Raw genomic sequence first — 23,112 nt, 5'->3', positions numbered from 1 at the left:
AATTGGCGAAATGAAATTTTCCCAGTCAGCTCAAACTTCTTAATCGTGGCCGTAGGCACGCAGCTTCACTCTGCCAATGCCGCGCGTGACAGTTTGGCTTGTTGGCGTAACCCACGCAAATAAGCCGCATAGGCTTGGCTTACATCGGTATCATCAAATAAGGTAAGATTCATCCGCAACGACCTATTGGATACAGTTGTATCTACTATATAGATTAAAGGCCATAAATAGCCACTATTGTGTCCAGTGTTTTAGCTTTAGGATCAATCCAATTTTGGTGTCTTTTACTTTTCGATATTAAAACACTTAATAGTTGAATTCAGAGCTTCAAAAGGTAATCTCTTGACTTGTAGCCCAAGCCGAAAATACCCCTTGCTGCAATGTTTCGGCTGTTTTAATTATACTAAATGCTTGATCTGCTATTTGCCTCGACGGAAAATCCTTACCTTCCGCGGCTGCCCGCTTAATGTTATTATCAAAACTTTTTACATCTTGAAGCTTATCTGTGAGTTTTTCAATTGCCTCCATCATGTATTTCTGTCTGGTTTGAATGGCACGAATCGCATTGTTTTTTCATTCCAGCGCCAAGATGCAATTGAATAACCAACTGCAGCAGTCAAAATTGAAATACCAGTTGCCAAGTCTAGACCTATTTGGATATTTGTAAACCATTCCACTTTTTAATTCCTTTTAAATTAAACATAACTAATTGTTCTGGTGTTCTGGCATGGTCTAAAAGGATAGTGAACGTTAGATAGCCTTGTTTTTCAGCTGTTGCATCAGTTTTATTAAAGACTGTTTTTGCGGAGCATGAATCAGATTGATCGCGTCATCCAGCGGCAGGATTTTCCGGCCACGCTGATGCATTTCATGCCAGCTTGAAAGAACTTCGGTCACCTCAAGCAGATAAACCCGCACCGTCATGCTGCCGCCCCACTTCTTATGTTGATACTGATCAAACACCTCGGGGTTAACCTGCCCAATCACACCTGCTTCTTCGAGAGCTTCCTTGGCTGCAGATAGGTGCGCCGCCATACCCATTTCAACTTGGCCTTTAGGAAAAATCCAGTTATTACCATTCGGTTTGCTGGTGACCAAAACCACCTTGATACCCTGCGCATCACGCATGATTGGAATAGCCGCTGAACGCGGATTGAGCCATTCGGGGTTATTTGCCATAGATTCGGTTACCTTGAACTGCTGATTTTAAACAAATAGTATAAGTCGCGACGTGAGAGTTGATCAATTTTTTCAAGCTAATACAGATTAGACAAGCCATTTGCCATGTCGGCCAAGCTGCTGTAATGGTGTTCAATCGGTCTAAATCGATGAAAACTCTGCTCGATAAAGCCTTTTAAAACTGCTATTCTTTTAGCTAAATCAATTGGATTTCCTCGGCTTTGTTTTCCATACGCCACCCAAACTGCGAATTAAATACAAGGAATTACCATGCCAAGTTATCGCTTAAAGTTCGTTATTTTTTTCTTCACTCTTCTAAGTTTTTCATCGTTACATGCTAAACCGGCTGCGGTCGCGATGCCGGATAGCTATTCGGCAGAGGTGGCGCAATCGGTACTCCAAGCCGGTGGTAATGCGATTGATGCGGCAGTGGCCGTCGGTTTTGTATTGGCGGTCACCTACCCTGAGGCCGGAAACCTGGGGGGCGGTGGGTTTATGTTGATTCATCATCAAGGCGAAAATAACTTCCTTGATTTTAGAGAAACCGCACCGGCTCAAGCCCATCGGGATCTGTTTTTAGACGAAAAGGGTGAGGTTTTGCCTTATCAATCGTTATTAAGTTATCAAGCATCCGGCGTGCCCGGCAGTGTAATGGGGTATTGGCAGGCGCATCAACGTTATGGCAAGCTTGAATGGTCAAGGTTAGTAGAACCGGCTATTAAGCTCGCCGAGCAAGGTTTTGAGGTTCATCCTAAGCTTGCTGAAACCGCTCGTTGGTATCAAGGCTGGACTGCGGATAAAACCGATGTGATTAATTTTTCGGATTATTTTGGTGATTTACATCCCGGAGAAACATTTAAACAACCTGAGTTAGCCAATACCTTGCGCCGCATTGCGCAACAGGGTTATAAAGACTTTTATCATGGCGAAACGGCGCGCTATCTTAGCCAACAAATGCAGCAAAACCAAGGCCTGATCCGTTTGGAGGATTTAGCAGCTTACCAAGCCGTCTGGCGAAAACCGCTGGTGGGTGAGTGGCAAGGTCGCCAGATTGTTTCCGCACCGCCCCCAAGTTCAGGCGGACTTGCACTGATCCAGCTCCTTAACATCAAACAACACCTAGCCCATGAGTTTGAAGGGTTAGCGCATAATAGCCCAGAGTATATTCACCTGCTTGCTGAAATCATGAAGCGTGTCTATGCTGATCGCGCAGCCTATCTTGGCGATCCGGATTTTTATCAAGTACCTGTCGAGGCGTTACTGGATAAGGACTATTTGCTTCAACGTGCGCAACAAGTTAATCCGACACGGATTTCTGATAGCCAAGGGGTTCAACCGGGGTTAAAGGAGTCTGAACAAACCACGCATTATTCGATTATTGACACTGAAGGCAATGCAGTATCAACAACGATTACGCTCAATATGCCGTTTGGTAATGGCGTGGTGATTGAGGGCGCAGGGTTTTTAATGAACAATCAAATGGATGATTTTTCGGCTAAACCGGGGGTGGCAAATTTATATGGTGTGGTCGGGGGTGAAGCGAATGCGATTGAAGCAAATAAACGTATGCTTTCATCCATGTCCCCGACCCTGGTGCTAAAACAGAACCAAGTTCAACAAGTTCTCGGTACGCCGGGCGGGTCGACCATTATAACCAGCGTGTTTCAAGCACTGGTCAACCTGATCGAGTTTGAGATGGATGCCCAACAAGCGATTGATGTGGAAAGAATTCACCACCAGCTTTGGCCGGAAGATCATATTGGCTTTCATCCCACGCTGGCGGCCGACTCCCTGAATCAACTCGAATCAATGGGATATACGGTAGAACAGCGACGTTTTTTTGGCGACTTGCAATTAATTCATAGCCAATCGAATGGCGAACTGAGCGCGGCTTCGGATCATCGGGGACGTGGGGAAAGCCGCGTGTTTACGATCCCTAATAAGAAAACATCATTCGATGATTAGTGGGTACGTTGCCAGTGACCGCTTTTGCCGCCTTTCTTTTCTAACAATTGGAGTTGGTTGATAACCATGCCCTTGTCCACGGCTTTACACATATCGTAAAGCGTTAAGGCAGCGGTGCTGGCCGCAGTGAGGGCTTCCATTTCGACACCGGTTTGGCCAACAAGCTTACAGATGGCGACAATTTCAACACTGGCATTATCAAAATTAGGCGTGAGTTCAACCTTAACCGAGGTTAGCATCAGGGGATGACACATCGGGATCAGGTCGGGAGTGCGCTTGGCGGCCATAATGCCGGCAATCCTTGCGGTGGCGAGCACATCGCCTTTTTTGTGCTTGCCTTCAGCAATCATTTGAAGGGTTTCGGGTTGCATAAAGATCACAGCCATTGCGCGGGCTTCGCGCTCGGTATGGGCTTTATCACTGACATCGACCATGCGGGCTTGGCCTTTTTCATCAAGATGGGTCAAAGAAGACATGATGGGTTCCTTTAGTGTGCTAGGTCGTTAAATGAAATGTATTCGACGCGATCGCCTTTTTTAATGACTTGGTCTTCAGGGATCACTACCAGGCCTGCTGCCCAAACGGTAGAGGTCAATACCCCTGAGCCTTGGTTTGGATAAATTTGAGCGTAACTGGTTTGGTCACGATTTTCGATACGTGCGCGTACGAATTCACGCCTAAACCCGGGATTAGGCCAGTCAAAATCGGCAGTAAGCCAGACCGAAGGCGGCATTAAATCGGTCACGCCTTGCATCGCCAGTAAAAACGGGCGAGCAAAGAGATTGAAGGTGGTAAAGGCCGAGACCGGGTTACCTGGCAAACCAATAAAGGGCTTACCCATCACTTCACCAAAAGCCAGCGGTTTACCGGGCTTCATTTTCACCTGCCACATATCTAGCTTACCCAGTGCTTCTACCGCCGGCTTTAGATGGTCTTCTTCGCCAACCGACACGCCGCCTGTAGTGATTATCACATCACCAAGTTGCGCTGCTTTGCTCAAGGCGGCTTGGGTGGCTTTCAAGGTATCTTCAACCTGTCCCATATCAACCCAGTTAAAACCTAATTGGGTGACCAGTGTCATCAGATTGGTGTGATTAGAATTATAGATTTTGCCGGGCTGGGGCGCTTGGCCAGGCTGCAGTAGTTCATCGCCGGTGGTGAGCGTCACGAGGGTTAAGGGTTTGTAAACTTCAACCGCAGCTTGGCCTACTGAAGCTATTAATGCCAAGTCTTGAGGGCGCAGTTGATGACCGCTGGACAGAATTTCTGCCCCCACCGCAATGTCTTCACCACAGCGTCGAATAGATTCACCCGACTTAGGCATTTGTTGAAAACACACACCTTGTTCGGTTATTTCGGCTTGTTCTTGCATAATCACCGCATCGGCACCTGATGGAATCGGCGCGCCGGTAAAAATGCGGGCGACACTGGCAGCTGCCAACGGCTCGGGCTGGGTTCCCGCCGGAATACGCTGGCTAACCGCCATCGATCGGCCGATTTGTATTTCAGCGGTGTTAACCGCATAGCCGTCCATCATCGAGTTATCGTGCGGCGGCACATTAACCGCTGAAACTACCGGTTTTGCCAATACACAACCCAAAGCATTCGCTAAGGAGCGTGATTCGGTCAGTTGGGTTTTGGAGGCTTGGGCAATCAAATATTCAATTGCTTGATTTACTGTTTTCATAGGTTTTTAGATTAGGCTTGTGTTAAAGATTAGGCTTTGTTTAACCAACGCTGCATGGCTTGTTCATCGCTTAGGCGTGCATCCACCCAGCGCTCGCCATCAGGCGTCCACTCTTTTTTCCAAAAAGGTGCATTGGTTTTGAGATAGTCCATAATAAAGTGGGCGGCTTCAAAGGCATTTTCACGATGGCGACTGGCGACGGCGACCAGTACAATTTGGTCTTTCGGCTGCATTTTTCCAATTCGATGAATGATTAAACTGGACTCTAGCGCCCATCGTTGATGGGCTTGTTGACGAATGTTTTCAAGGGCTTTTTCAGTCATGCCCGGGTAGTGTTCCAATTCAAGTTGTTGAACATCATCGCCTTCATTAATATCGCGAACCGTGCCGACAAAGGCCACGACTGCACCGACATCCGCATGCTCATTTCGCAACCAGTTGACTTCGGTACTCAGATCAAAATCTTCAGTCTGCACCCGTACAAACGGATTTTGTGCATCCGCCATCTTAACCTCCGGTGACCGGTGGGAAAAATGCAACTTCATCACCGGCTTTAAGCGGAGTTTCTCGGTTCGCTATGTCATGGTTAACCGCCACTTGAATGGCATTGCTTTCTACCAGATGCGCACGCCATTGCTCGCCCCGCTCCGCAAGACTATGAATTAAATCCCCCACGGTTCTAAACTGTGCCGGAACCTGTTCTTGTGCTTGACCAAAGGTCTCACGCAAACTCGCAAAATATAAAACATTAACCATCCGTCTACTCCTCAATCTTCACTCAACACTAACAACTCAACTTTCACCATTCAAGCTCACCCGCCCAACGACACCATCTGGCGGAACTCAATATTATGAACGTTTTCGTTAAAGAAATGACGCTCGGGCTTTTTAGCTATCGCATCAATAATCACCTGACGTAGTTCTTCATCCGTCACCCCAGCACGCAAGGGTGCGCGCAGATCGACGCCATCTTCTTGACCCAAGCACAGGGCTAAAAAGCCTCTTGCGGTTAAGCGCACCCGGTTACAAGTTTCGCAGAAATGTTGGGACACCGCGGAAATCACGCCTATTTTTGCATCCGTACCGGCAATCAAATAATTACGCGCCGGACCATCATGGGTTCGACTGCTTGACGGTATTAAATCGCTGCCAACATGCTCACGAACACGCTTTAGAATTTTATCCGCCGGATAGTGTTGATCCATCATACTGACCCCGGCCGGGCCAATCGGCATGGTTTCGATAAACCTAACTTCGACACCCTTTTGAATACCAAAATCAACCATCGCTTCAATTTCGTTATCATTGGTGCCTTTCATCACCACCATGTTGAGCTTAACCGGTTTCATACCATGCGCTAAGGCTGCATCAATACCGGCCATCACCTTCACTAGATCACCGCCTCGGGTAATATGATTAAACTTATTGGCATTTAGTGAGTCAATCGAAATATTGACACGATTGACACTGGGTGCCAAAGCAGCGGCATGTTTGTCTAAATGGTGCGCATTGGTTGATAACGCAATATCAACCAGGCCTGGTAATGCACTTAAATTAGCAGCAAAGTCAGCCAGGCCTTTTCTAACCAGCGGTTCACCACCGGTTAAACGCACTTTTTTTACGCCTAGTTCGGTAAAGGCTTTAATCACTCGAGTTAACTCATCAAACGACAAGTATTCTGTGTGATTACCCTCTGGATGCACACCCTGCTCGGGCATGCAATAGCCACAGCGGTAGTTACATTTATCGGTGACCGATACCCGCAGGTATTCTATTTTTCGTTGAAAAGGATCAATTAATTCTTTCATCAGCTTCATCTTTGAACCGTTAGGTTCGGTTGGCTATAACGGTTGGTAATAATATATCAAGCCGCTGGGTAACTCAAGCCTAAAAATGGCTAAGAATCATGGAAATGGTCGATGTGGAGTAAACTATTGACTCATGCACACCGACTTAAGCCAGGGTTTATTCGACCGTAACTGATTTGGCAAGATTACGCGGTTGATCAACGTCGGTGCCTTTGATTAAGGCGACATGGTAGGCTAAAAGCTGAAGCACGATATTAAACGTAATCGGCGCGGTAATACGGCCAACATTGCTGGTGGTTTTGACCACCGTGAAGGTACCATCCGAGCTGGTATTGGATTTTTCATCTTCAAACACAATCATCTGCCCACCACGCGCATTGACTTCTTGTAGGTTGGATTTGAGCTTTTCCAACAAATCATCATGCGGGGCAATCGCCACCACCGGCATGGTTTCATCAATCAGCGCCAGCGGCCCATGTTTGAGCTCACCCGCCGGATAGGCTTCGGCATGAATATAACTAATCTCTTTAAGTTTTAACGCACCTTCCATTGCAATCGGATACATGGTTCCACGCCCCAGAAACAGGCTATTTTGTTTATCAGCAAAACGATAAGCTAAATTTTGGATAGTGGATTCATGGCTGAGTGCATTTTGTACCAGGCCTGGTAGCTTCTTGAGCCCTTTTACAATCAGGCCTTCACGTTTTTCAGTCAGCCGTTTTTGAACCTTGCCGATCGAAGTCAGCAATAGCGCGAGCGAAACGAGTTGCGTACTAAACGCCTTGGTGCTTGCCACGCCAATTTCCGGCCCGGCATGCGTTAAAAATACCAGGTCGGATTCGCGCGTCATCGAAGATTCCGCTGCATTGCAAATCGTTAGGGTTGGGATGCTTAACCCCTTTTGTTTGGCGATCGCTTTAACCTGCTGTAAGGCTGCCAAGGTGTCCGCTGTTTCACCTGATTGTGAAATAGTCACAAACAGGGTTTTGCTTTCGACCACCGGATTACGATAGCGAAACTCGCTGGCCACTTCGACTTGACAAGGCAACTGTAAAATATCTTCAAACCAATATTTAGCCACCAGGCCTGCATGATAACTGGTTCCACAGGCAATAATTTGCACCTGCTCAATCTCGGCAAACAAGGCTTCGGCTTGGTTACCAAATGCATTAACCAATACGTTTTTTTGGGTAATCCGACCCTCTAGCGTATCGCTAATGGCCTGGGGCTGTTCAAAAATTTCTTTGTGCATATAGTGACGATGCTCGCCCAGTTCAACCGCTGCGGCGCTTAAACTCGACACCCGCACCTCACGTTCAACGGCTTGGCCTTGCGCATCATAAATCTGCAAACGATCTCGACGAATATCGGCGACATCGCCCTCTTCAAGAAAGATCATGGTTTGGGTAACAGGCAAAAGGGCAGAGACGTCTGAAGCAATAAAGTGCTCGCCAATGCCAACGCCAATCACCAGCGGGCTGCCTTTCCGCGCAGCAATCAAGCGTTCTGGTTCGTGGCTAGAAATTACCCCCAACGCATAGGCACCTTCAAATTTGTGAATCGCAGACTGCACAGCACTCAGTAAATCCGATTCATGTTTTAGCTGCTCAACAATGCAATGGGCAATCACTTCGGTATCGGTTTGTGAACTAAAGGCATAACCCAAGGCTTGTTGCTGGGTTTTGAGTTGCTGATAGTTTTCTATAATGCCGTTATGTACGACCGCAACCTGATTATCACTAATATGGGGGTGAGCATTCGCCTCTGAAGGGACGCCGTGGGTGGCCCAACGGGTGTGAGCAATGCCAATTTGACCGGCAATCGGTTGCTCATCAGCATGGATTAAAGCTTCCAGCGCCTTAATCTTACCTAGGGAACGACGACGTAATAGTTTGGCCTCGGCATCCATCACTGCAACGCCGGCTGAATCATAACCTCGGTATTCAAGACGTCTCAAGCCCTCTAACATAATCGGCACAAGATTACGCTCTGTTACACCGCCGACAATTCCACACATAACCTATCACCCTTTAAGACGTTGAAATAATATCGCACTATTTTAGCATGTAAGCTAAAACCCATCCTCTCTAACCCGCAAAAAGACCGCATGCCTCGGCCAGCCTGATTGAGTATAACCGTTATATTGATAGGTGATGCGGCTGCCCAGTTCCGGCGGCATGGCGCGGAGTGCGTCGGTTAAACCGCTGCCCAGTCTAAGTAGTTGTTGCTGATCATTTAAACAGAGTAGCGCCCCGACCTGCCCCTGGTATTTGCCCTTTCCCTCGGTATAACCGGTGACCGTGCACTCCGCATCCCATTTTGGCTTTAGTTTGAGTGCATAGGGAGAACGACCGGTGTGATAAAGTTGCGCAGGTTCGCGCAAAACTAAACCCTCCGCCCCTTGCGCAACGATCAATTTCAGGTGTTCAGCTAAATTAAATCCTGATTTTATCTCCGTTTGCAAAATCAGATGTAAATTAGGCTGCGGAAATTGATCTAAATAGGTTTGCAAAACCGCCAACCTGGCTTGCAGGCCACCTGATTGATTGGGCAGCTCAAACACATAATATCCAATTTGCTGCCAACGATCATCCGGTTGCTGCTGGCGGACAATCGATAAGGTTTGCTCAAACTGGCCACGGCCTAGCCACAGCTCGCCATCCAACTCAAACGGAGGCAATTGTTCAATAAACCAATCCGGGACATAAAAGCGGTTACCCTGACGGCTTAGCAATTGATGACCATCCCAGTAGGCGCGAACGCCATCAAGCTTTTCACTCATCAGCCAACCGTCAACATTTTGCTGCTGATACTCGGTTAACAACACCAGTTTTGGCGCTTGAGCTTGAGCAAGAAAAACCATGCCATTCAATAAAACGAGTATTAATGCCTTAATCAGCATAACTAGCCTCCTGCTTTAGTCTGGCCATTTATACTATGTAGTATATTTAAAATATACAAGCATATTACTTACTTTATTTACACCGTAAAATAAAAAAACCCGCCTAAGCGGGTTTCTGGATGGAATAACCAGGCTTGGTTAATTAAATTAACCCCAAACCTCGTCAGCAATACTGTTATACCAACCTTGAGTATAGATGGCTTCCATTTTACGTACATCAGGCGTCGCACCCATCGGCGACACACCACCCGCACCTTCGACCGATACAATCTTACCGTCTTGGAAGTCATAAATCGCTGCAACCGAGATAGCATAGTCAGGTGTAACCAATGAATAACAGGTATTCACATTTTTCGCTGAGATAGGCTCACGCCCCGCCATTGCCAGCACAATATTCGCAGCACAGGTTCTAGCTTGGCTGGTTGCTGAATGACCTGACTTAGGCATAGGTCCAGCAATACACGCATCACCGATAACATGAATATTTTTATGAATCGTTGACTCAAAGGTTTGTTGGTTTACAGGGCAATAACCCGACTCATTGGTTAAACCGGTAGCAAAGGCCAATTTGCCTGCTTTTTGTGGAGGGATGTAGTTAATCACATCTGCCTTTACCTTGCCATAGTCAGCATTAATGGTTTTGTTTTTCACATCAAGGCTATGAACCTTACCACCATCTTGACTTGCAACCCACTCAATCATCTGACCGTAATGATTACGCCATCCTTCTTGGAATAAACCCTGTTTAGAAAAGGCATTTTTTTGATCCAAAATCAAAATCTTGGCAGTCGGATTGTTTTGCTTTAGATAATGCGCCACGGTACCCACGCGCTCGTAAGGCCCAGGTGGGCAACGGAATGGATTTGGCGGTGCAACCATTGCAAAGGTACCGCCCTGTTTCATGGATTGTAACTGATCACGCAACAGCAGAGTTTGGTCACCCGCTTTATAAGCATGGGGTAGATGTTTTTCAGTATTAGAATCGACACCTTCATGCACATCCCATTTGAAATCAATACCTGGAGACATAACAAGTCTGTCATAAGACAAGGTTTTTCCACTGGCTAACTTGATTGTTTGTTTTGCCGGATCAACAGAGTCAACAAACTCATGAACGACATTAACGCCATTTCGTCTTGAAGCATTGTAGTTATGTGTAATCTGCTTCATTTCATGAAAACCACCAATCACCCAGTTTGAACCCGGACAGGTAATGTATTCTTTTTGTGGTTCTATCAAAGTTACGTTGAGTTCTGGATTGTAACGTTTGAGGTATTTGGCGGCTGCCGCTCCACCAAACCCGCCCCCAATTACAACCACTTCTCCAGCACCTTTTCGACCGGTAGTGGAACAGCCTGTTAAAGCCAAAGTGGTAGGCGCAGCAATACCGGCTGCGGCTAGTTGAATCATTTGACGACGCGAAAGTTTTGAAAATTTGCTACTCATCATACTTCTCCTATTGTCCTTGTCTACCAATGAATTTAGCCATCAATTCGATTTCTTCATCGGTATAGCCTTTTGCATGACGGTTCATAATCGTGCCTTGACGTGTGCCATCACGGTAAGCTTTCATCTGGCTAATAATCATTGAAGCAGGATAGTTTTCAAGAGTGGGAATAGTGGCGTTATCTAAGCGGCCGTCGTAGCCATGACAAGAAAAACAACTGTTTGCAAGCAACTCACCGCGTTCAACTGCTTGCGCAGGCAACATGGTTGCCAACATTAAACCCGCTGCAGGTAGTAATATCTTTTTCATTTAGTTATACCTCATTTATTTTTTTAAAAGGTGAGAGTGACTATAAATGAGAAATTTTTAGGCTGCCAATAGAATTTTACTGGGCACGATAAGGAATTTTTATGCAAGGATATAAATAAACTGTGATATCTCTAGCTAGATTATTGATTTAGAATAAGTTTTAAATTAATAAAATAAAAAAAGCCCCGTAAAGGGGCCTAGTAGATCAAAGCAAATATGTTATTTAAATGTATCGGCAACAATATTATTGAACCAAGAATAAGCATATTGCACTTCACGCTTACGATGCTCAGCGTTGAAGCCATCACCGCCAGGTGTTAAACCACCAGAGTTAGGTACAGAAATTATCTTATCACCTTCATACGCATAAACAGCTGCAACCGAAATCGCCTCATCATGCGCAACAATCGAGTAACAGGTGTTAACCCATGAAGGTTCAATCATACTCTTACCGGTTAAAGATGCATACACAGCAACCGCTGCCACTTTGGCTTCAGAGTTAGCGGCGTAGCCTGACTTAGGCAGAGGAGCAGCAATTGCTGCATCACCGATCACATAGACATCTTTATGGATAGTCGATTCAAAGGTTTTACCTTGAATTGGGCACCAGCCAGAATCGTTCGTTAATCCTGCAATTTGTGCAATCTTGCCGGCTTTTTGTGGTGGAACAATATTTAACACATCCGCCTTAACAGTTTTACCTTTTGCGGTTGTGACGGTTTTAGTTTTAGGATCAACGCTTACAACACCATCTTCACCATGCCATTCGATCATCGCATTCGCTGAACCATATCCATAGTGACGTTTCCACGCATCTTCAAACAAACCTTTTTTCGAGAAGGCTGGCTTAGGATCCAGCAGAATCACTTTCGACTTAGGCTTATTGTCTTTGAAGTATTTTGCAACCAATGATGCGCGCTCATACGGGCCAGGCGGACAACGGAATGGATTCGGTGGACAAACTAATACATAGGTACCACCGTCTTTCATCGCGGCTAACTGATCTCGCAAAATCGCGGTTTGTTCACCGGCTTTCCAAGCATGAGGAATGGTTTTCGCGACTTCAGCTGAGTAACCTTGAATAGCGCTATAGTTCAGTTCAACACCTGGCGCAACGATACAACGATCGTAACCAAATGACTTCCCACCTTTAGTGGATACTTTTTTACCCTTTGCATCAATGCCAGTCACTTCATCAATCACAACATTAATACCTTGTTTTTTCAAGCCATCCAACGTAAAACGAATGGTTTTAATGTCACGATCACCGTTAATAACTTCGTTACTCATAAAACAGGTATGGTAATCCGCACCGGCTTCGATCAAGGTCACATCCATGTTTGGATCAAGACGCTTTAAAGATTTCGCTGCGGTTGCACCGGCAATACCGCCACCCACGATTACAACCTTGTGTTTACCACCATGGTTGTGCGCTGAAGCCAAACCGCTAAAGCTTGCCATAGAGCCAGCTGCAACACTCACCGCTGAGGCTTTAAGGAGATTTCTTCTTGTCATATTTAATTTCATCGTAATATCTCCTTATTCCTTGCCTGATGCATAATAATCTAGTAGCTGCTGAACACCCGCATCACCATGCCGATTAATTAAGCTTTCCAATTCGCGCTTCATACGTGATTCTTTATATTCGCGTTCACCAGATAAATAATCTTGCAAGCTATATTCTAAGTAGGCACGCATTTGACCTGAAAGAAAGCCTGCCTCATCTTCTGGGTTAGTACCGGCGGCATCATGACAACGGTCACAGAAGGTATTATGTAAACGCTGACCTAATTGCGCCGCTTGACGATCATGCGCTTGTTCAACTTGAACATATTTTTGTTTAGCAAAATACTTTGCCATATCCTCAATATCTTGATCCGTGTAGCCTTTTGCTAAACGCGTCATAATGGTGTTTGGACGCTCACCCGCGCGGAACTCTTTCATCGAGTTAATAAAATACTCTTCAGACATACCACCGATAGATGGAATAGCTGGACCATCACTAATACCATTGATACCGTGACAGCCCACACAGGTGTTCGCCAACATCGTGCTGCGATCAAACTCTGCTTGCGCCATTCCGCTGGCCATTAGACCACCTGCCAGAACGACACCCATCCATTTTTTTAAAAATGGTTTTTTGGTGTTTATCATAGTTTTCTCCTCTTAAGTCGAGTCATGCTGCTTTCCATTGACTCAACCAAGAGCCTGATTAGAAAGCCGCGCTTAGCGCTTATGCGCTTTTATAAAGTCGATTTCAATCGACTTGCTATAAAAAATCCCACGCTAAGATGGGATTTTAAATTTCGTTAGTAGGGTAATTCTGCTTTGGATACCAAAGGCTCCATTGGCTCATGATGAGCTACACCCTTGTGACAATCGATACAGGTTTCACCATCGGCAATAGCACGTGGATGACGACGTTGCGCAGAACGACCTTGCTGGTCAAAGTCCATCGCATCATAACTATGACAAGTACGGCACTCAGCTGAGTCGTTGGCTTTCATCTTATCCCAAACAATATTCGCCATACGCCAACGGTTGGCTTCAAAATGGGCTAGATAGGCTTCGGGATCATTTTTGATTTCACTGCTAACCGCAAAGTTTCCTAAAAACTCATGGTAGATATCTTTAACCGCAATGATTTTGGCAGTGACTTTGGGAACAAACTCTTTAGGAACATGGCAGTCTGAGCAGGTTGCACGCACACCTGAGGCATTGTTGTAATGCGCGGTTTCTTTGTATTCTTCATAATTGATTTTCATACTATGGCAGGAGGTGCAAAATTCCATCTCATTGGTATAGTCAAACACCACATTCATTGCACCATAAGAAGCGAAACCGAGAACAAACACCCCTGCAAAAGCAAGATAGATTTTTTTCATCATTAGTCCTTTCAAGATATTTTCTATATTTTTGCAATATATTACGAATTTATTAACTTGAAAGACACTTAGACTTTTGAATGACCCTAATAAACTTTACTTATACCTAAGAATAAAATTTATTAGTCCGTTAGCGAATCGCGGATTTTTATCAACTCTTCTAAGAGCTTAGCAACAACTTGGCCTTCAGCAGATGCTTCTGGCAACAAGCTATGCAGCGCAGATAAATCTTCAAATGCTTGATCTAAATCTCCATTTTGTCTGGATACCAGAGCGCTTGTCCATAAAATATCAAGGTTATTTGGCGCTAAACGCCGTGCAGTTGAAACCAAAGCTTGCGCACGCAGGTTAAAGATGCCCATTTCACGCTCGGCCAAACTTTCAGCCAAAGCGAGCATAATCATCGGATTGTTTTGATCCAATTGATAAGCCCGATCATAGGCTTCAGAAGCGCGACGCCAATTCTCTAAGGTCGCTTGCGAATGCCCCAACATCATCCAACCGTCAATATCATCTGGCTGCGCGGCTAGCCGCGCTTCTAATTGATCAACCAGGGTTTTAGTGGAGGCGGCTATCGCTTTTTGTTGCTGTTGTTCTGCGACCAGGCCGGGGGCACCCAATTGCCAATAACCCAGTAACACCATCACCGGCAAGCTAACAAACGCCAGCAACATCACCGGCAAGCCGAGTAATTTATGGCGCTTGGCTAAACCATATAACAAAGCCATCGCCGCTAAAATTAGCACGAATAGACTGAGCCAGAGTTCAATCATCCTGTTTACTCTCCTGTTGTTGCTGTGCGATTTTTTGGGTTTGGCGGACATAACTGACAACCCAGTAAACCGAAAACAGCAACATTAAAAACGGCATAATCCATAAAATCAGCGTATTGGCCTGAAAAGGCGGACGATACAACACAAAATCACCATAACGCTGCACCATAAACGCGATAATTTGTTTTTCATCAGCCTGTTGGTAACGAATCATTTGATAGAGTTGTTGGCGCAGATCTTGGGCGAGCGGCGCATTCGACTCCAAAATAGTCTGGTTTTGGCAGACCACGCAACGCAGTTCACGCGCCATTTTTTGATAGAGTGCTTTTTGTTCAGCCGTATCAAACTCATAGGTTTCCACCACTGCCTGCACGGATAAGGCAAACAAGCCCATCACACCCAATAACACCAACATCAAAAGCCTTTTCATAGCCTGGCCTGCGAATTGAGTTTTTGCAAGGCGGGGATTAACGACTGTTCAATCCGTTCCGGCGTCAGCGCCCCCATCCATTTATCCACTACGCGCCCTTGTGCATCGATCAAAAAAGTTTCCGGTGTACCAATCAGCCCCCAATCCATGCCTATCCGCCCATCCGGGTCAAACACCACCGTTGTATAAGGATTACCCTGTTGCGCCAGCCATTGCTGCGCTGCTTCCGCTTGATCTTTATAATTTAATCCGACCATCACCAGGCCTGGTTGGGTTTTCGCTAAATTAATCAGATGTTCATGTTCCAGATAACAACCCGAGCACCAAGACGCCCAGGCATTCAATAACCAGGCCTGGTTAAGCTGTTTTGAATCAAACGGCTGTTGGCTGAGGAAATCTTGCGCCTGAATAACAGGCGCGGGTTTGCCGATCAGTGGCGAGGGCACGTGTTTTGGATTTAGCATCAAACCGACCACAAACAGCATCACCAATCCAGCAAATATTGCTAAGGGCCAAGTGGTTTTATTCATGCGTTCACCCCCGTTTTAGCATCCTGACGTCGCCCCCAAACCGCAATCAACCCACCGATGGCCATTAACAACGCACCCAACCAGATGCCGCGAATAAAGGGTTTATACTGAATCCGAAAACTCCACGCCCCCTGATCGCCAATCGGTTCACCCAAAGCGACATAAATATCTCGACTCAAACGCCCATCCAAGGCCACTTCCGACATCGGCATTTCATGACCGATATAAATCCGCTTTTCTGGGTGCAGCAGTTTCACCAACTCGTCACCGCGATACAACCTTAGCGTGCCTTCTGTCGTTAAGTAATTCGGTCCCGCGCCCTGCCCGACACTTTGAAAATGCAGACGATAATCCTTTAACTCCATCGACTCGCCAGGTGCTAAACGTATATCCCGCTCGATGCCGTATAAGCTCGACAGGGTAATACCGGCAATCATCACCGCAAACCCAATATGTGCCAAGGCCGCACCCAACATGGGTTTATTGATTCGGCCGGTTTTACGTGCGTGATTCAGCAACCAAGCCAGCGCACCAAAGCCAATCCAAGCCGTGAGTCCAACGCCCAGCAATGCCATGCCTTGCAAATCCGGCATTAACCAAAGCGCGGCTAACAGCACCGCCACCGCCGTAAGCAAACCCAGCCACCAAAGTTCACGCGCCAATCGACCGACTGAATCCTGTTTCCAGCGAATATAGAAACCGAGCCCCATTAAAATCGCCAACGGAATCGTTAACGGAATCGTCACCGCATTAAAATAAGGCGGCCCGACCGAAACCTTGCCTAAACCCAAGGCATCAAGCAACAGCGGATACAATGTACCCAACATTACACTGGCGGTCATCACCATCAACAGCACATTATTAAACAACAAGGCGGTTTCTTTTGACTGCAACTGCATGGGTTTAATCTTGACCATCTTCGGCACCCGCGCACTAAATAACGCTAACGCACTGCCGATCACTACAATCAAATAAATCAAAATATAGGTGCCGCGCGTCGGATCGGTGGCAAAGGCATGCACCGAAGTCAGTACGCCTGAACGCACTAGAAACGCGCCGACCAAACTCATCGCAAACGCCAAAATGGCAAGCAATAGTGTCCAACCAACCAGCTGCCCGCGTTTTTCACTGACCAAGAGCGAATGAATTAAAGCGGTTGCCACCAACCAGGGCAATAACGAGGCATTTTCAACCGGATCCCAGAACCACCAACCGCCCCAACCCAGTTCGTAATACGCCCACCAACTGCCAAGCAGAATGCCGAGGGTTAAAAACGCCCAAGACACCAAGGTCCATTGACGCGCCCAGGCAAAGGTTTGCGGTCGGGCTTCACCCAACCAAAGTTGCGCCACCGCTAACGAAAAACTCACCGCCAAGCCCACATACCCCATATACAACAGCGGCGGATGCACAATCAACGCCAAATCCTGCAGCAAAGGGTTTAAACCCAAGCCATCAACCGGCACCGTGGGCAAACGTTCAAACGGATTGGAAGTAAACAGAATAAACAATAAAAAGCCAAGAATAATAAAGCCCAAGCCGCTAAGCGTCAGACTATGTTCATCCGAAGTCAAGGCACCGGGTTTCAGCGCCACCGCCGCCGCCCAACCGGTCAGCATCCAGGCCCAAAGCAATAACGAACCTTCATGCGCGCCCCAAACCGCTGAAAACTTAAAATACCAAGGCTGAAACAAACTGGAATGGGAGGCAACATATTTAAGCGCAAAGTCATCGGCTAAAAACGCCCATACCAGTATCGCCAACGAAATGCCGGTCAGCACAAAAATCGTCAAGGCTAATACCGGCGCCATCGCCACCAAGCCTGGTTGTTTTTTCCAACTGCCCCAAAAAGGCAAGACGGTTAATAGCACGGACAAGGCCGCCGCTAACAATAAAAACACTAAACCCAATTCACTGATCATTAATTTATTAACCTTTGGAAGTCATTAGTAGGCGGCGGCAGGTGGGGTATGCAAGGTGGCGGCGACTTCGGGCGGCATATAGTTTTCGTCATGTTTGGCCAACACCTCAGACGCGACAAACACCCCTTCAGCGTTTAACTGACCCTTGGCGACAATCCCCTGACCTTCACGAAATAAATCCGGCAAAATGCCGTGATATTCAACTTGAATCGGCGTTTTCATATCGGTAATATCAAACACCACCTTAAGCGAGTCACTGGCACGCACGACTGACTGTTCTACCACCACGCCGCCAACACGGAAATCGCGATCCACAGGCGCTAAACCTTCCGCCACTTCGCTAGTAGAAAAGAAAAACATCATATTTTGTTGGAAAGCTTGGAACATTAAGGCCGCTGCCGCTGACACCCCCAAAACCAACAACCCCACCAACATCAAACGCTGACGTTTAACCGGACTCATGCAAACGTGCCTCCTCTTGTTGTTGCTGGCGCCAAGATTGCAATAGCCGACGATGGCGTAAATAGGGCATCAACAGGTTGTAGCCAATCACCAGCAAGCTCAGCCCAACCGACGACCAAACATAACTGCCATACCCCCCCATTGCCCAAAACTCGGTCATCGACTTGGCTCCTTATGGCTGTCCTTGTTAGCGCCCGGCTTCATCACCGCCTGCACCCAAGCGCTCTGCGGATAACGCAACACTAACTCGGTGCGCAAACGCAGCAATAGCATCCAGACAAAAAGTAGCTTGAATGCCAACAACGTGATTAACAAAGGCCAAAGCATATCCGGATGAATCGAGGGCGTATCGAGTTTGCTCAAACTCGGTGGCTGATGCAAGGTGTTCCACCAAATCACCGAATAATGAATAATCGGGATATTCACCACGCCCACCACCGTCATTAAACTCGCGGCCTTGGCGGCTTGACGCTTGTCTTCTATCGCGTGATACAAGGCGAAAATGCCCAGATAGATAAATAACAGAATCAGTTCAGAGGTTAAACGCGCATCCCACACCCACCAAGCGCCCCACATAGGCTTGCCCCAAATCGCGCCGGTAAACAACGCCATCAAGGTAAAGGCCGCGCCAATCGGCGCACTGGCAACCAACGCCAACTCCGCCAACTGAATCCGCCACACCAATACGCTGATCGCCATCAGGGTCATCGCCATATACACCAGCATTGACAACCAAGCCGCCGGCACATGGACATAAATAATCCGAAACGCATCACCCTGCTGATAATCCGCTGGCGCAAAAACCAAACCCCACACCAAACCGATCAGCAATAAACTGCTGGCCAAGATGGCCACCCAAGGCAACCAGGCCTGGATACGCGGATAAACAAAATGCGGCACCGCCCATTGATAAAACCATTTCAAAATCGGATTCATAATCGGCTTTCGGTTCTCATCAGTTGCATCAAGATAAACTCAATTTAAGGGCTTTCGCCACCGCAAAGGGGACAAGCGTTAAGGCTAAAACCGCCAAGGCGGCTAATAAATAAAGCGGCCCCAGCGCCGACCAACCCTGTGCCGCCACATCGACCGCACTGGCACCGAAAATTAAAATCGGCATATAAAACGGCAGCACTAACAGCGCCAAAAGGAAGCTATTGTATTTTATGCCACTGGTGATGGCAACGCCGACGGCGCCAATCCAAACCAAACTGACGCTGCCTAAGGCTAAACTCAACACCAAAATCGGCAAGGCCTGCAAGGGTAAATGCAAGCCATAACCCAACAGCGGCGAAAGCAAAACTAGCGGTAAGGCGTAGATCAACCAATGACTGATAAGCTTGGCATAGGCATAACGCAGCAAGCTGGCGCGGCTAGCCGCCCAAAGCTCTAGCGTACCATCATCATGATCACCCCGAAACATCGAATCTAATGACAACAAGGTGGCTAACAAGGCTGCCACCCATAACAAGCCCGGCGCAACCTCTGCTAAGGCTTGGGGTGCGCCGCCCAACGCCAGCGGAAATAACATAATCACTAAACAGAAAAACAGTAAGGGCGTCATCCAATCCAGTTTATTGGCCAATGCCAAACTCAATTGCTGACGAATGAGGATTAAAAAGTTCATTTGCGCGAACCTAATGACAGGGTTTGAATCTGCTGCGGTTCTAATTTAACCGCATGATGCGCCGCCATCACCGCTATCCCACCCGCCTGTAAATGCTGATTCAACATCTGCTCAAATAATGCGATCCCCTGCTGGTCGAGGGCAGCTTGCGGTTCATCCAACAACCAGAGTTGCGCCGAAGTCAGTAGCAAACTCGCCAAGGCTAAACGCCGCTTCATCCCCTGAGAGAATCGGCTGACCGATTGATGGCGTACCGCAAACAAGCCAAAATAATCCAAGGCTTTGAAGGGGTCATAATGATTGGCTGGACGCAGACTGGCAAGAAACTCAAGATTTTGCAGCGCCGTCCATTGCAGTTTTAACGCATTACGATCACCCAACCAGGCCTGGTTAGAGTGTGAATCGTTAGGTGAATGAAACAGAATAGTGCCTTGATCCGGTTCAATTAAACCGGCCAGCAACTTTAGCAAGGTGCTTTTACCGGCACCGTTGTGACCGGTTAATAACAGCAGTTGACCGGCACCCAATTCAAGGCTGAGGTCATCAAACAACATTTGATGACCTCGGCTATAGCCTAATCCCTGAACCAATAACCTTGCCAAGTTCTAACCTAAATTACAAACGCATCGGCATAATAACATGCTGGCACTGCATGGACTGGTCTTCAACCGTAATCAAGCAACTGTTACTGCTATCTTTCAAGTTAAGGGTAATCACTTCAGATTTTAATGAATTAATGACATCTAATAGATAACCAACATTAAAGCCAATTTCGATTCTATCACCTTGAAAATCAATCGCCATATCTTCATTCGATTCATCCTGTTCGGCATTTTGAGCATGCACCGTTAGTAAATTGTGTTCAAACACCAGTCTGACCCCCCTAAAGCGCTCATTCGATAAAATCGACGCCCGTTGCAAAATAGATTTAAATAACTGGTGGTCCAACTGAACCTGAACGTCATTAAACTTAGGTAAAACACGATTATAATCAGGATAGCGACCGTCAATTAACTTGCACGTGAAAATCGTATCATTCAACTGCAAAGTCAGATAATTTTTAGCCATCGACAGACTGACAGCTTGCTCAGGTTGCACCAATAATTTAGTCAACTCTACTATCGCTTTCCGCGGAACGATCGCTTGGGTCGGCACCACCCGCTCCATCGAATGATTAAAGACACAGGTTGATAATCGGTGACCATCGGTCGCCACCAAACGTAAACCATAAGGCGAAACGTCAAACAACATGCCATTCAAATAAAAACGTACATCTTGGCTGGCCATAGCAAAACCGCAATGTTGAATCAAGTTCTTTAGATCACCTTGACTGATTTCAAACAGAGTTTGTGCTTGGGTTAAATCAATGTGCGGGTAATCCTCACCCGGGAGGGTTGAGAGTTTAAATGAAGAGCGTCCCGCTTTTAAGGTACAACGCCCCTGCTCAAATTCTAAAACTACATTTAAACCTTCAGGCAAGGATCGAACAATGGTTAGGAGTTTTTGAGCCGGCAAAGTGATATCAAACACCTCGCCTTCAACCGACTCAAGAGGTGTTTGAGAGCGGGTTTCAATCTCTGAATCTGAACCGGTCACAACCAGTTGATTTGGCAAAACCTGGAATAAAAAATTACCCAAAATCGGGTTAGTATGACGTTTCTCAACCACACCCGCTACATTTTGTAGCGCTTTTAAAAAAAATTCACGTTGAAGGGTCAGTTTCATTATTTAAGACCTCAAGAAGTAATAATTCGAATGAGTTTAGTAAAATCTTCATCAATGCGATGATCGGTTTCACGCAATTCTTTTACCTTACGCACTGCATGCAGAACCGTAGTATGATCACGGCCACCAAACGCATCACCAATTTCAGGCAAGCTGTGATTGGTTAACTCTTTAGCAATCGCCATCGCCACCTGGCGAGGACGGGCTACATTGCGTGTGCGCCGTTTGGATAAGATGTCTGCCACCCGTAATTTATAATAATCAGCCGTGGTTTTTTGAATATTTTCCAAGGTGACCATTTTTTGCTGCAAGGCTAATAAGTCCTTAAGCGCATCTTTAACCAATAATAGGCTTAACGGCTGTTCGGTAAATTGAGAATAGGCAATCACTCTTTTCAAAGCGCCTTCCAACTCACGCACATTACCTCGCAAACGTTTGGCAATAAAAAATGCCACTTCTTCGGGTAAAGACACACCGGATTCACTGGCTTTTTTCATCAAAATCGCCACACGCATTTCAAACTCAGGCGGTTCCACCGCAATCGTCAAGCCCCAGCCAAAACGTGATTTCAAGCGATCTTCCAAGCCATCGACTTCTTTTGGAAAGCGATCCGAAGTCAAAATAACTTGCTTATTGCCCTCTAGAAGCGTATTGAAGGTATGAAAAAACTCTTCTTGTGATTGCTCTTTATTGGCAAAAAACTGAATATCGTCAATTAACAGCGCATCCAACGAACGGTAAAATCGTTTAAAGTCTTCAATTTTATTGTGCCGCAGTGCATTCACCATATCGGCGACAAAACTTTCTGAATGCAAATAGGCAACACGCGCATTTGGATTTTTTGCCAATAAGGCATTGCCAATCGCGTGCATCAAGTGAGTTTTACCTAGACCGACACCACCATAAATAAAGAAGGGATTATAACTGCCGCCCGGATTTTCCGCGACCTGACGTGCAGCAGCAGCGGCTAACTGGTTAGCCTTACCCTCAACAAAATTTTCAAACGTATAGTTTGGGTTAAGCTTATGTTTTATGGTTTTTTTTGCTGACTCAACTGGTTTTTGTGTCGTTTGCTGAAGTGGCTGGGGAATAGCAGGTTCATGCGCAGGTTCATCTAGATCATAATCCCCGATCTCCAAACGCACCTGAGGCGGGTTATCCGGCATTACTTTTTCAACCGCCTGGCGAATATTAAGCATCAATTTACGGTTTACCCAATCCAAAATAAAGGGGGTTGGCGCTAACAAACGAATGACCGAATCCTCTTCAATCACTTTTAACGGACGAATCCAGCTGTGAAACTGCTGCTCATTGAGATCATCTTCTAAATACTTGAGGCTTTGCGACCATAAATGACTCAAAACAACACTCCTTTAAGCTTAAACCTAGTGATAAGATTCGAATTATACCTGTGAATAACTTTAAAAAACAGCCAAGGCGTGTGGATAACTTTAACTCAAA

The 23,112-nt window shown here is 46.5% G+C and carries 27 protein-coding genes; 1 reads left to right on the top strand and 26 read right to left on the bottom strand.

What is annotated here, in order from left to right; all coding sequences use genetic code 11:
• Positions 1–327: 327 nt before the first annotated feature.
• From JX580_RS00135 to JX580_RS00125, 3 genes are all read right to left on the bottom strand, one after another.
• Entirely contained in the window at positions 328–531 is a 204-nt protein-coding gene (locus JX580_RS00135; protein WP_248850783.1) for a hypothetical protein, read from the bottom strand.
• Positions 532–750: 219 nt separating this feature from the next.
• The gene (locus JX580_RS00130; protein WP_248850782.1) at positions 751–1,179 is read right to left on the bottom strand and encodes an NUDIX hydrolase; all 429 of its coding nucleotides are present in this window, start codon (positions 1,177–1,179) and stop codon (positions 751–753) included.
• Between the two features lie 77 nt (positions 1,180–1,256).
• Positions 1,257–1,418, bottom strand: a complete 162-nt coding sequence (locus JX580_RS00125) for a hypothetical protein (RefSeq protein WP_248850781.1) — start codon at positions 1,416–1,418, stop codon at positions 1,257–1,259.
• Between the two features lie 31 nt (positions 1,419–1,449).
• On the opposite strand from JX580_RS00125, the gene ggt reads away from it, so the two are divergent.
• Positions 1,450–3,144 (top strand): gamma-glutamyltransferase, encoded by a 1,695-nt coding sequence (gene ggt, locus JX580_RS00120; protein WP_248850780.1) that lies wholly within the window; start codon positions 1,450–1,452, stop codon positions 3,142–3,144.
• Here the strand turns inward: ggt and moaC are convergent.
• From moaC to dnaA, 23 genes are all read right to left on the bottom strand, one after another.
• On the bottom strand, positions 3,141–3,620 hold the full coding sequence (gene moaC, locus JX580_RS00115; RefSeq protein WP_248850779.1) for a cyclic pyranopterin monophosphate synthase MoaC: 480 nt from the start codon (positions 3,618–3,620) through the stop codon (positions 3,141–3,143). The genes ggt and moaC overlap by 4 nt on opposite strands.
• Positions 3,621–3,631: 11 nt before the next feature.
• Positions 3,632–4,831, bottom strand: coding sequence for a molybdopterin molybdotransferase MoeA (locus tag JX580_RS00110; RefSeq protein ID WP_248850778.1), 1,200 nt, complete (start codon positions 4,829–4,831; stop codon positions 3,632–3,634).
• A 29-nt stretch (positions 4,832–4,860) separates the two neighbouring features.
• A complete protein-coding gene (gene moaE / locus JX580_RS00105) occupies positions 4,861–5,337 on the bottom strand; it encodes a molybdopterin synthase catalytic subunit MoaE (RefSeq protein WP_248850777.1) in 477 nt (158 codons plus the stop codon).
• Between the two features lies 1 nt (position 5,338).
• Positions 5,339–5,587, bottom strand: coding sequence for a molybdopterin converting factor subunit 1 (gene moaD / locus JX580_RS00100; protein ID WP_248850776.1), 249 nt, complete (start codon positions 5,585–5,587; stop codon positions 5,339–5,341).
• Positions 5,588–5,643: 56 nt separating this feature from the next.
• Entirely contained in the window at positions 5,644–6,639 is a 996-nt protein-coding gene (moaA, locus tag JX580_RS00095; protein ID WP_248850775.1) for a GTP 3',8-cyclase MoaA, read from the bottom strand.
• Between the two features lie 157 nt (positions 6,640–6,796).
• Positions 6,797–8,656 carry a glutamine--fructose-6-phosphate transaminase (isomerizing) gene (gene glmS / locus JX580_RS00090; protein WP_248850774.1) on the bottom strand — a complete coding sequence of 620 codons (1,860 nt, stop codon included), beginning with the start codon at positions 8,654–8,656 and terminating at the stop codon, positions 6,797–6,799.
• 54 nt (positions 8,657–8,710) lie between these two features.
• Positions 8,711–9,541: a DNA ligase gene (locus tag JX580_RS00085; RefSeq protein WP_248850773.1), complete on the bottom strand. Its 831-nt coding sequence runs from the start codon at positions 9,539–9,541 to the stop codon at positions 8,711–8,713.
• A gap of 147 nt (positions 9,542–9,688) precedes the next feature.
• The gene (locus JX580_RS00080; protein ID WP_248850772.1) at positions 9,689–10,990 is read right to left on the bottom strand and encodes an NAD(P)/FAD-dependent oxidoreductase; all 1,302 of its coding nucleotides are present in this window, start codon (positions 10,988–10,990) and stop codon (positions 9,689–9,691) included.
• Between the two features lie 7 nt (positions 10,991–10,997).
• A complete protein-coding gene (locus JX580_RS00075; protein ID WP_248850771.1) occupies positions 10,998–11,297 on the bottom strand; it encodes a c-type cytochrome in 300 nt (99 codons plus the stop codon).
• Between the two features lie 219 nt (positions 11,298–11,516).
• On the bottom strand, positions 11,517–12,824 hold the full coding sequence (locus JX580_RS00070) for an NAD(P)/FAD-dependent oxidoreductase (protein WP_248850770.1): 1,308 nt from the start codon (positions 12,822–12,824) through the stop codon (positions 11,517–11,519).
• Positions 12,825–12,836: 12 nt separating this feature from the next.
• On the bottom strand, positions 12,837–13,451 hold the full coding sequence (locus JX580_RS00065) for a c-type cytochrome (protein ID WP_248850769.1): 615 nt from the start codon (positions 13,449–13,451) through the stop codon (positions 12,837–12,839).
• Between the two features lie 155 nt (positions 13,452–13,606).
• Positions 13,607–14,185 carry a NapC/NirT family cytochrome c gene (locus JX580_RS00060; protein ID WP_248850768.1) on the bottom strand — a complete coding sequence of 193 codons (579 nt, stop codon included), beginning with the start codon at positions 14,183–14,185 and terminating at the stop codon, positions 13,607–13,609.
• 119 nt (positions 14,186–14,304) lie between these two features.
• Entirely contained in the window at positions 14,305–14,955 is a 651-nt protein-coding gene (locus tag JX580_RS00055; RefSeq protein WP_248850767.1) for a tetratricopeptide repeat protein, read from the bottom strand.
• The gene (locus JX580_RS00050) at positions 14,948–15,385 is read right to left on the bottom strand and encodes a cytochrome c-type biogenesis protein (protein ID WP_248850766.1); all 438 of its coding nucleotides are present in this window, start codon (positions 15,383–15,385) and stop codon (positions 14,948–14,950) included. Before JX580_RS00050 ends, JX580_RS00055 begins: the two co-directional genes overlap by 8 nt.
• Entirely contained in the window at positions 15,382–15,915 is a 534-nt protein-coding gene (locus tag JX580_RS00045; protein ID WP_248850765.1) for a DsbE family thiol:disulfide interchange protein, read from the bottom strand. The genes JX580_RS00050 and JX580_RS00045 overlap by 4 nt, the downstream gene beginning before the upstream one ends.
• Complete coding sequence (locus JX580_RS00040) at positions 15,912–17,837, bottom strand: heme lyase CcmF/NrfE family subunit (protein ID WP_248850764.1); 1,926 nt, start codon at positions 17,835–17,837, stop codon at positions 15,912–15,914. The genes JX580_RS00045 and JX580_RS00040 overlap by 4 nt, the downstream gene beginning before the upstream one ends.
• Before the next feature lie 24 nt (positions 17,838–17,861).
• Positions 17,862–18,299, bottom strand: a complete 438-nt coding sequence (gene ccmE, locus JX580_RS00035) for a cytochrome c maturation protein CcmE (RefSeq protein WP_248850763.1) — start codon at positions 18,297–18,299, stop codon at positions 17,862–17,864.
• Positions 18,286–18,459 carry a heme exporter protein CcmD gene (gene ccmD, locus JX580_RS00030; RefSeq protein WP_248850762.1) on the bottom strand — a complete coding sequence of 58 codons (174 nt, stop codon included), beginning with the start codon at positions 18,457–18,459 and terminating at the stop codon, positions 18,286–18,288. Before ccmD ends, ccmE begins: the two co-directional genes overlap by 14 nt.
• Positions 18,456–19,235, bottom strand: a complete 780-nt coding sequence (locus JX580_RS00025; RefSeq protein WP_248850761.1) for a heme ABC transporter permease — start codon at positions 19,233–19,235, stop codon at positions 18,456–18,458. The genes ccmD and JX580_RS00025 overlap by 4 nt, the downstream gene beginning before the upstream one ends.
• Before the next feature lie 28 nt (positions 19,236–19,263).
• The gene (gene ccmB, locus JX580_RS00020; RefSeq protein ID WP_248850760.1) at positions 19,264–19,926 is read right to left on the bottom strand and encodes a heme exporter protein CcmB; all 663 of its coding nucleotides are present in this window, start codon (positions 19,924–19,926) and stop codon (positions 19,264–19,266) included.
• Positions 19,923–20,528 (bottom strand): heme ABC exporter ATP-binding protein CcmA, encoded by a 606-nt coding sequence (gene ccmA / locus JX580_RS00015; RefSeq protein ID WP_248850759.1) that lies wholly within the window; start codon positions 20,526–20,528, stop codon positions 19,923–19,925. Before ccmA ends, ccmB begins: the two co-directional genes overlap by 4 nt.
• Before the next feature lie 13 nt (positions 20,529–20,541).
• A complete protein-coding gene (gene dnaN, locus JX580_RS00010; RefSeq protein ID WP_248850758.1) occupies positions 20,542–21,651 on the bottom strand; it encodes a DNA polymerase III subunit beta in 1,110 nt (369 codons plus the stop codon).
• Between the two features lie 11 nt (positions 21,652–21,662).
• On the bottom strand, positions 21,663–23,012 hold the full coding sequence (dnaA, locus tag JX580_RS00005; RefSeq protein ID WP_248850757.1) for a chromosomal replication initiator protein DnaA: 1,350 nt from the start codon (positions 23,010–23,012) through the stop codon (positions 21,663–21,665).
• Positions 23,013–23,112: the final 100 nt, after the last annotated feature.

Source organism: Thiomicrospira microaerophila, assembly GCF_023278225.1.
GTDB classification, from domain to species: domain Bacteria; phylum Pseudomonadota; class Gammaproteobacteria; order Thiomicrospirales; family Thiomicrospiraceae; genus Thiomicrospira; species Thiomicrospira microaerophila_A.
Note: the sequence above shows the minus strand (reverse complement) of the source record. Positions and strands in the feature narration are given on the sequence as shown.

Bases quoted from the DNA above. Each gene is read 5' to 3' on its own strand.
- JX580_RS00135 (WP_248850783.1), bottom strand. From the start codon at position 531: ATGATGGAGGCAATTGAAAAACTCACAGATAAGCTTCAAGATGTAAAA.
- JX580_RS00130 (WP_248850782.1), bottom strand. From the start codon at position 1,179: ATGGCAAATAACCCCGAATGGCTCAATCCGCGTTCAGCGGCTATTCCA.
- ggt (WP_248850780.1), top strand. From the start codon at position 1,450: ATGCCAAGTTATCGCTTAAAGTTCGTTATTTTTTTCTTCACTCTTCTA.
- moaC (WP_248850779.1), bottom strand. From the start codon at position 3,620: ATGTCTTCTTTGACCCATCTTGATGAAAAAGGCCAAGCCCGCATGGTC.
- JX580_RS00110 (WP_248850778.1), bottom strand. From the start codon at position 4,831: ATGAAAACAGTAAATCAAGCAATTGAATATTTGATTGCCCAAGCCTCC.
- moaE (WP_248850777.1), bottom strand. From the start codon at position 5,337: ATGGCGGATGCACAAAATCCGTTTGTACGGGTGCAGACTGAAGATTTT.
- moaD (WP_248850776.1), bottom strand. From the start codon at position 5,587: ATGGTTAATGTTTTATATTTTGCGAGTTTGCGTGAGACCTTTGGTCAA.
- moaA (WP_248850775.1), bottom strand. From the start codon at position 6,639: ATGAAAGAATTAATTGATCCTTTTCAACGAAAAATAGAATACCTGCGG.
- glmS (WP_248850774.1), bottom strand. From the start codon at position 8,656: ATGTGTGGAATTGTCGGCGGTGTAACAGAGCGTAATCTTGTGCCGATT.
- JX580_RS00085 (WP_248850773.1), bottom strand. From the start codon at position 9,541: ATGCTGATTAAGGCATTAATACTCGTTTTATTGAATGGCATGGTTTTT.
- JX580_RS00080 (WP_248850772.1), bottom strand. From the start codon at position 10,990: ATGATGAGTAGCAAATTTTCAAAACTTTCGCGTCGTCAAATGATTCAA.
- JX580_RS00075 (WP_248850771.1), bottom strand. From the start codon at position 11,297: ATGAAAAAGATATTACTACCTGCAGCGGGTTTAATGTTGGCAACCATG.
- JX580_RS00070 (WP_248850770.1), bottom strand. From the start codon at position 12,824: ATGAAATTAAATATGACAAGAAGAAATCTCCTTAAAGCCTCAGCGGTG.
- JX580_RS00065 (WP_248850769.1), bottom strand. From the start codon at position 13,451: ATGATAAACACCAAAAAACCATTTTTAAAAAAATGGATGGGTGTCGTT.
- JX580_RS00060 (WP_248850768.1), bottom strand. From the start codon at position 14,185: ATGATGAAAAAAATCTATCTTGCTTTTGCAGGGGTGTTTGTTCTCGGT.
- JX580_RS00055 (WP_248850767.1), bottom strand. From the start codon at position 14,955: ATGATTGAACTCTGGCTCAGTCTATTCGTGCTAATTTTAGCGGCGATG.
- JX580_RS00050 (WP_248850766.1), bottom strand. From the start codon at position 15,385: ATGAAAAGGCTTTTGATGTTGGTGTTATTGGGTGTGATGGGCTTGTTT.
- JX580_RS00045 (WP_248850765.1), bottom strand. From the start codon at position 15,915: ATGAATAAAACCACTTGGCCCTTAGCAATATTTGCTGGATTGGTGATG.
- JX580_RS00040 (WP_248850764.1), bottom strand. From the start codon at position 17,837: ATGATCAGTGAATTGGGTTTAGTGTTTTTATTGTTAGCGGCGGCCTTG.
- ccmE (WP_248850763.1), bottom strand. From the start codon at position 18,299: ATGAGTCCGGTTAAACGTCAGCGTTTGATGTTGGTGGGGTTGTTGGTT.
- ccmD (WP_248850762.1), bottom strand. From the start codon at position 18,459: ATGACCGAGTTTTGGGCAATGGGGGGGTATGGCAGTTATGTTTGGTCG.
- JX580_RS00025 (WP_248850761.1), bottom strand. From the start codon at position 19,235: ATGAATCCGATTTTGAAATGGTTTTATCAATGGGCGGTGCCGCATTTT.
- ccmB (WP_248850760.1), bottom strand. From the start codon at position 19,926: ATGAACTTTTTAATCCTCATTCGTCAGCAATTGAGTTTGGCATTGGCC.
- dnaN (WP_248850758.1), bottom strand. From the start codon at position 21,651: ATGAAACTGACCCTTCAACGTGAATTTTTTTTAAAAGCGCTACAAAAT.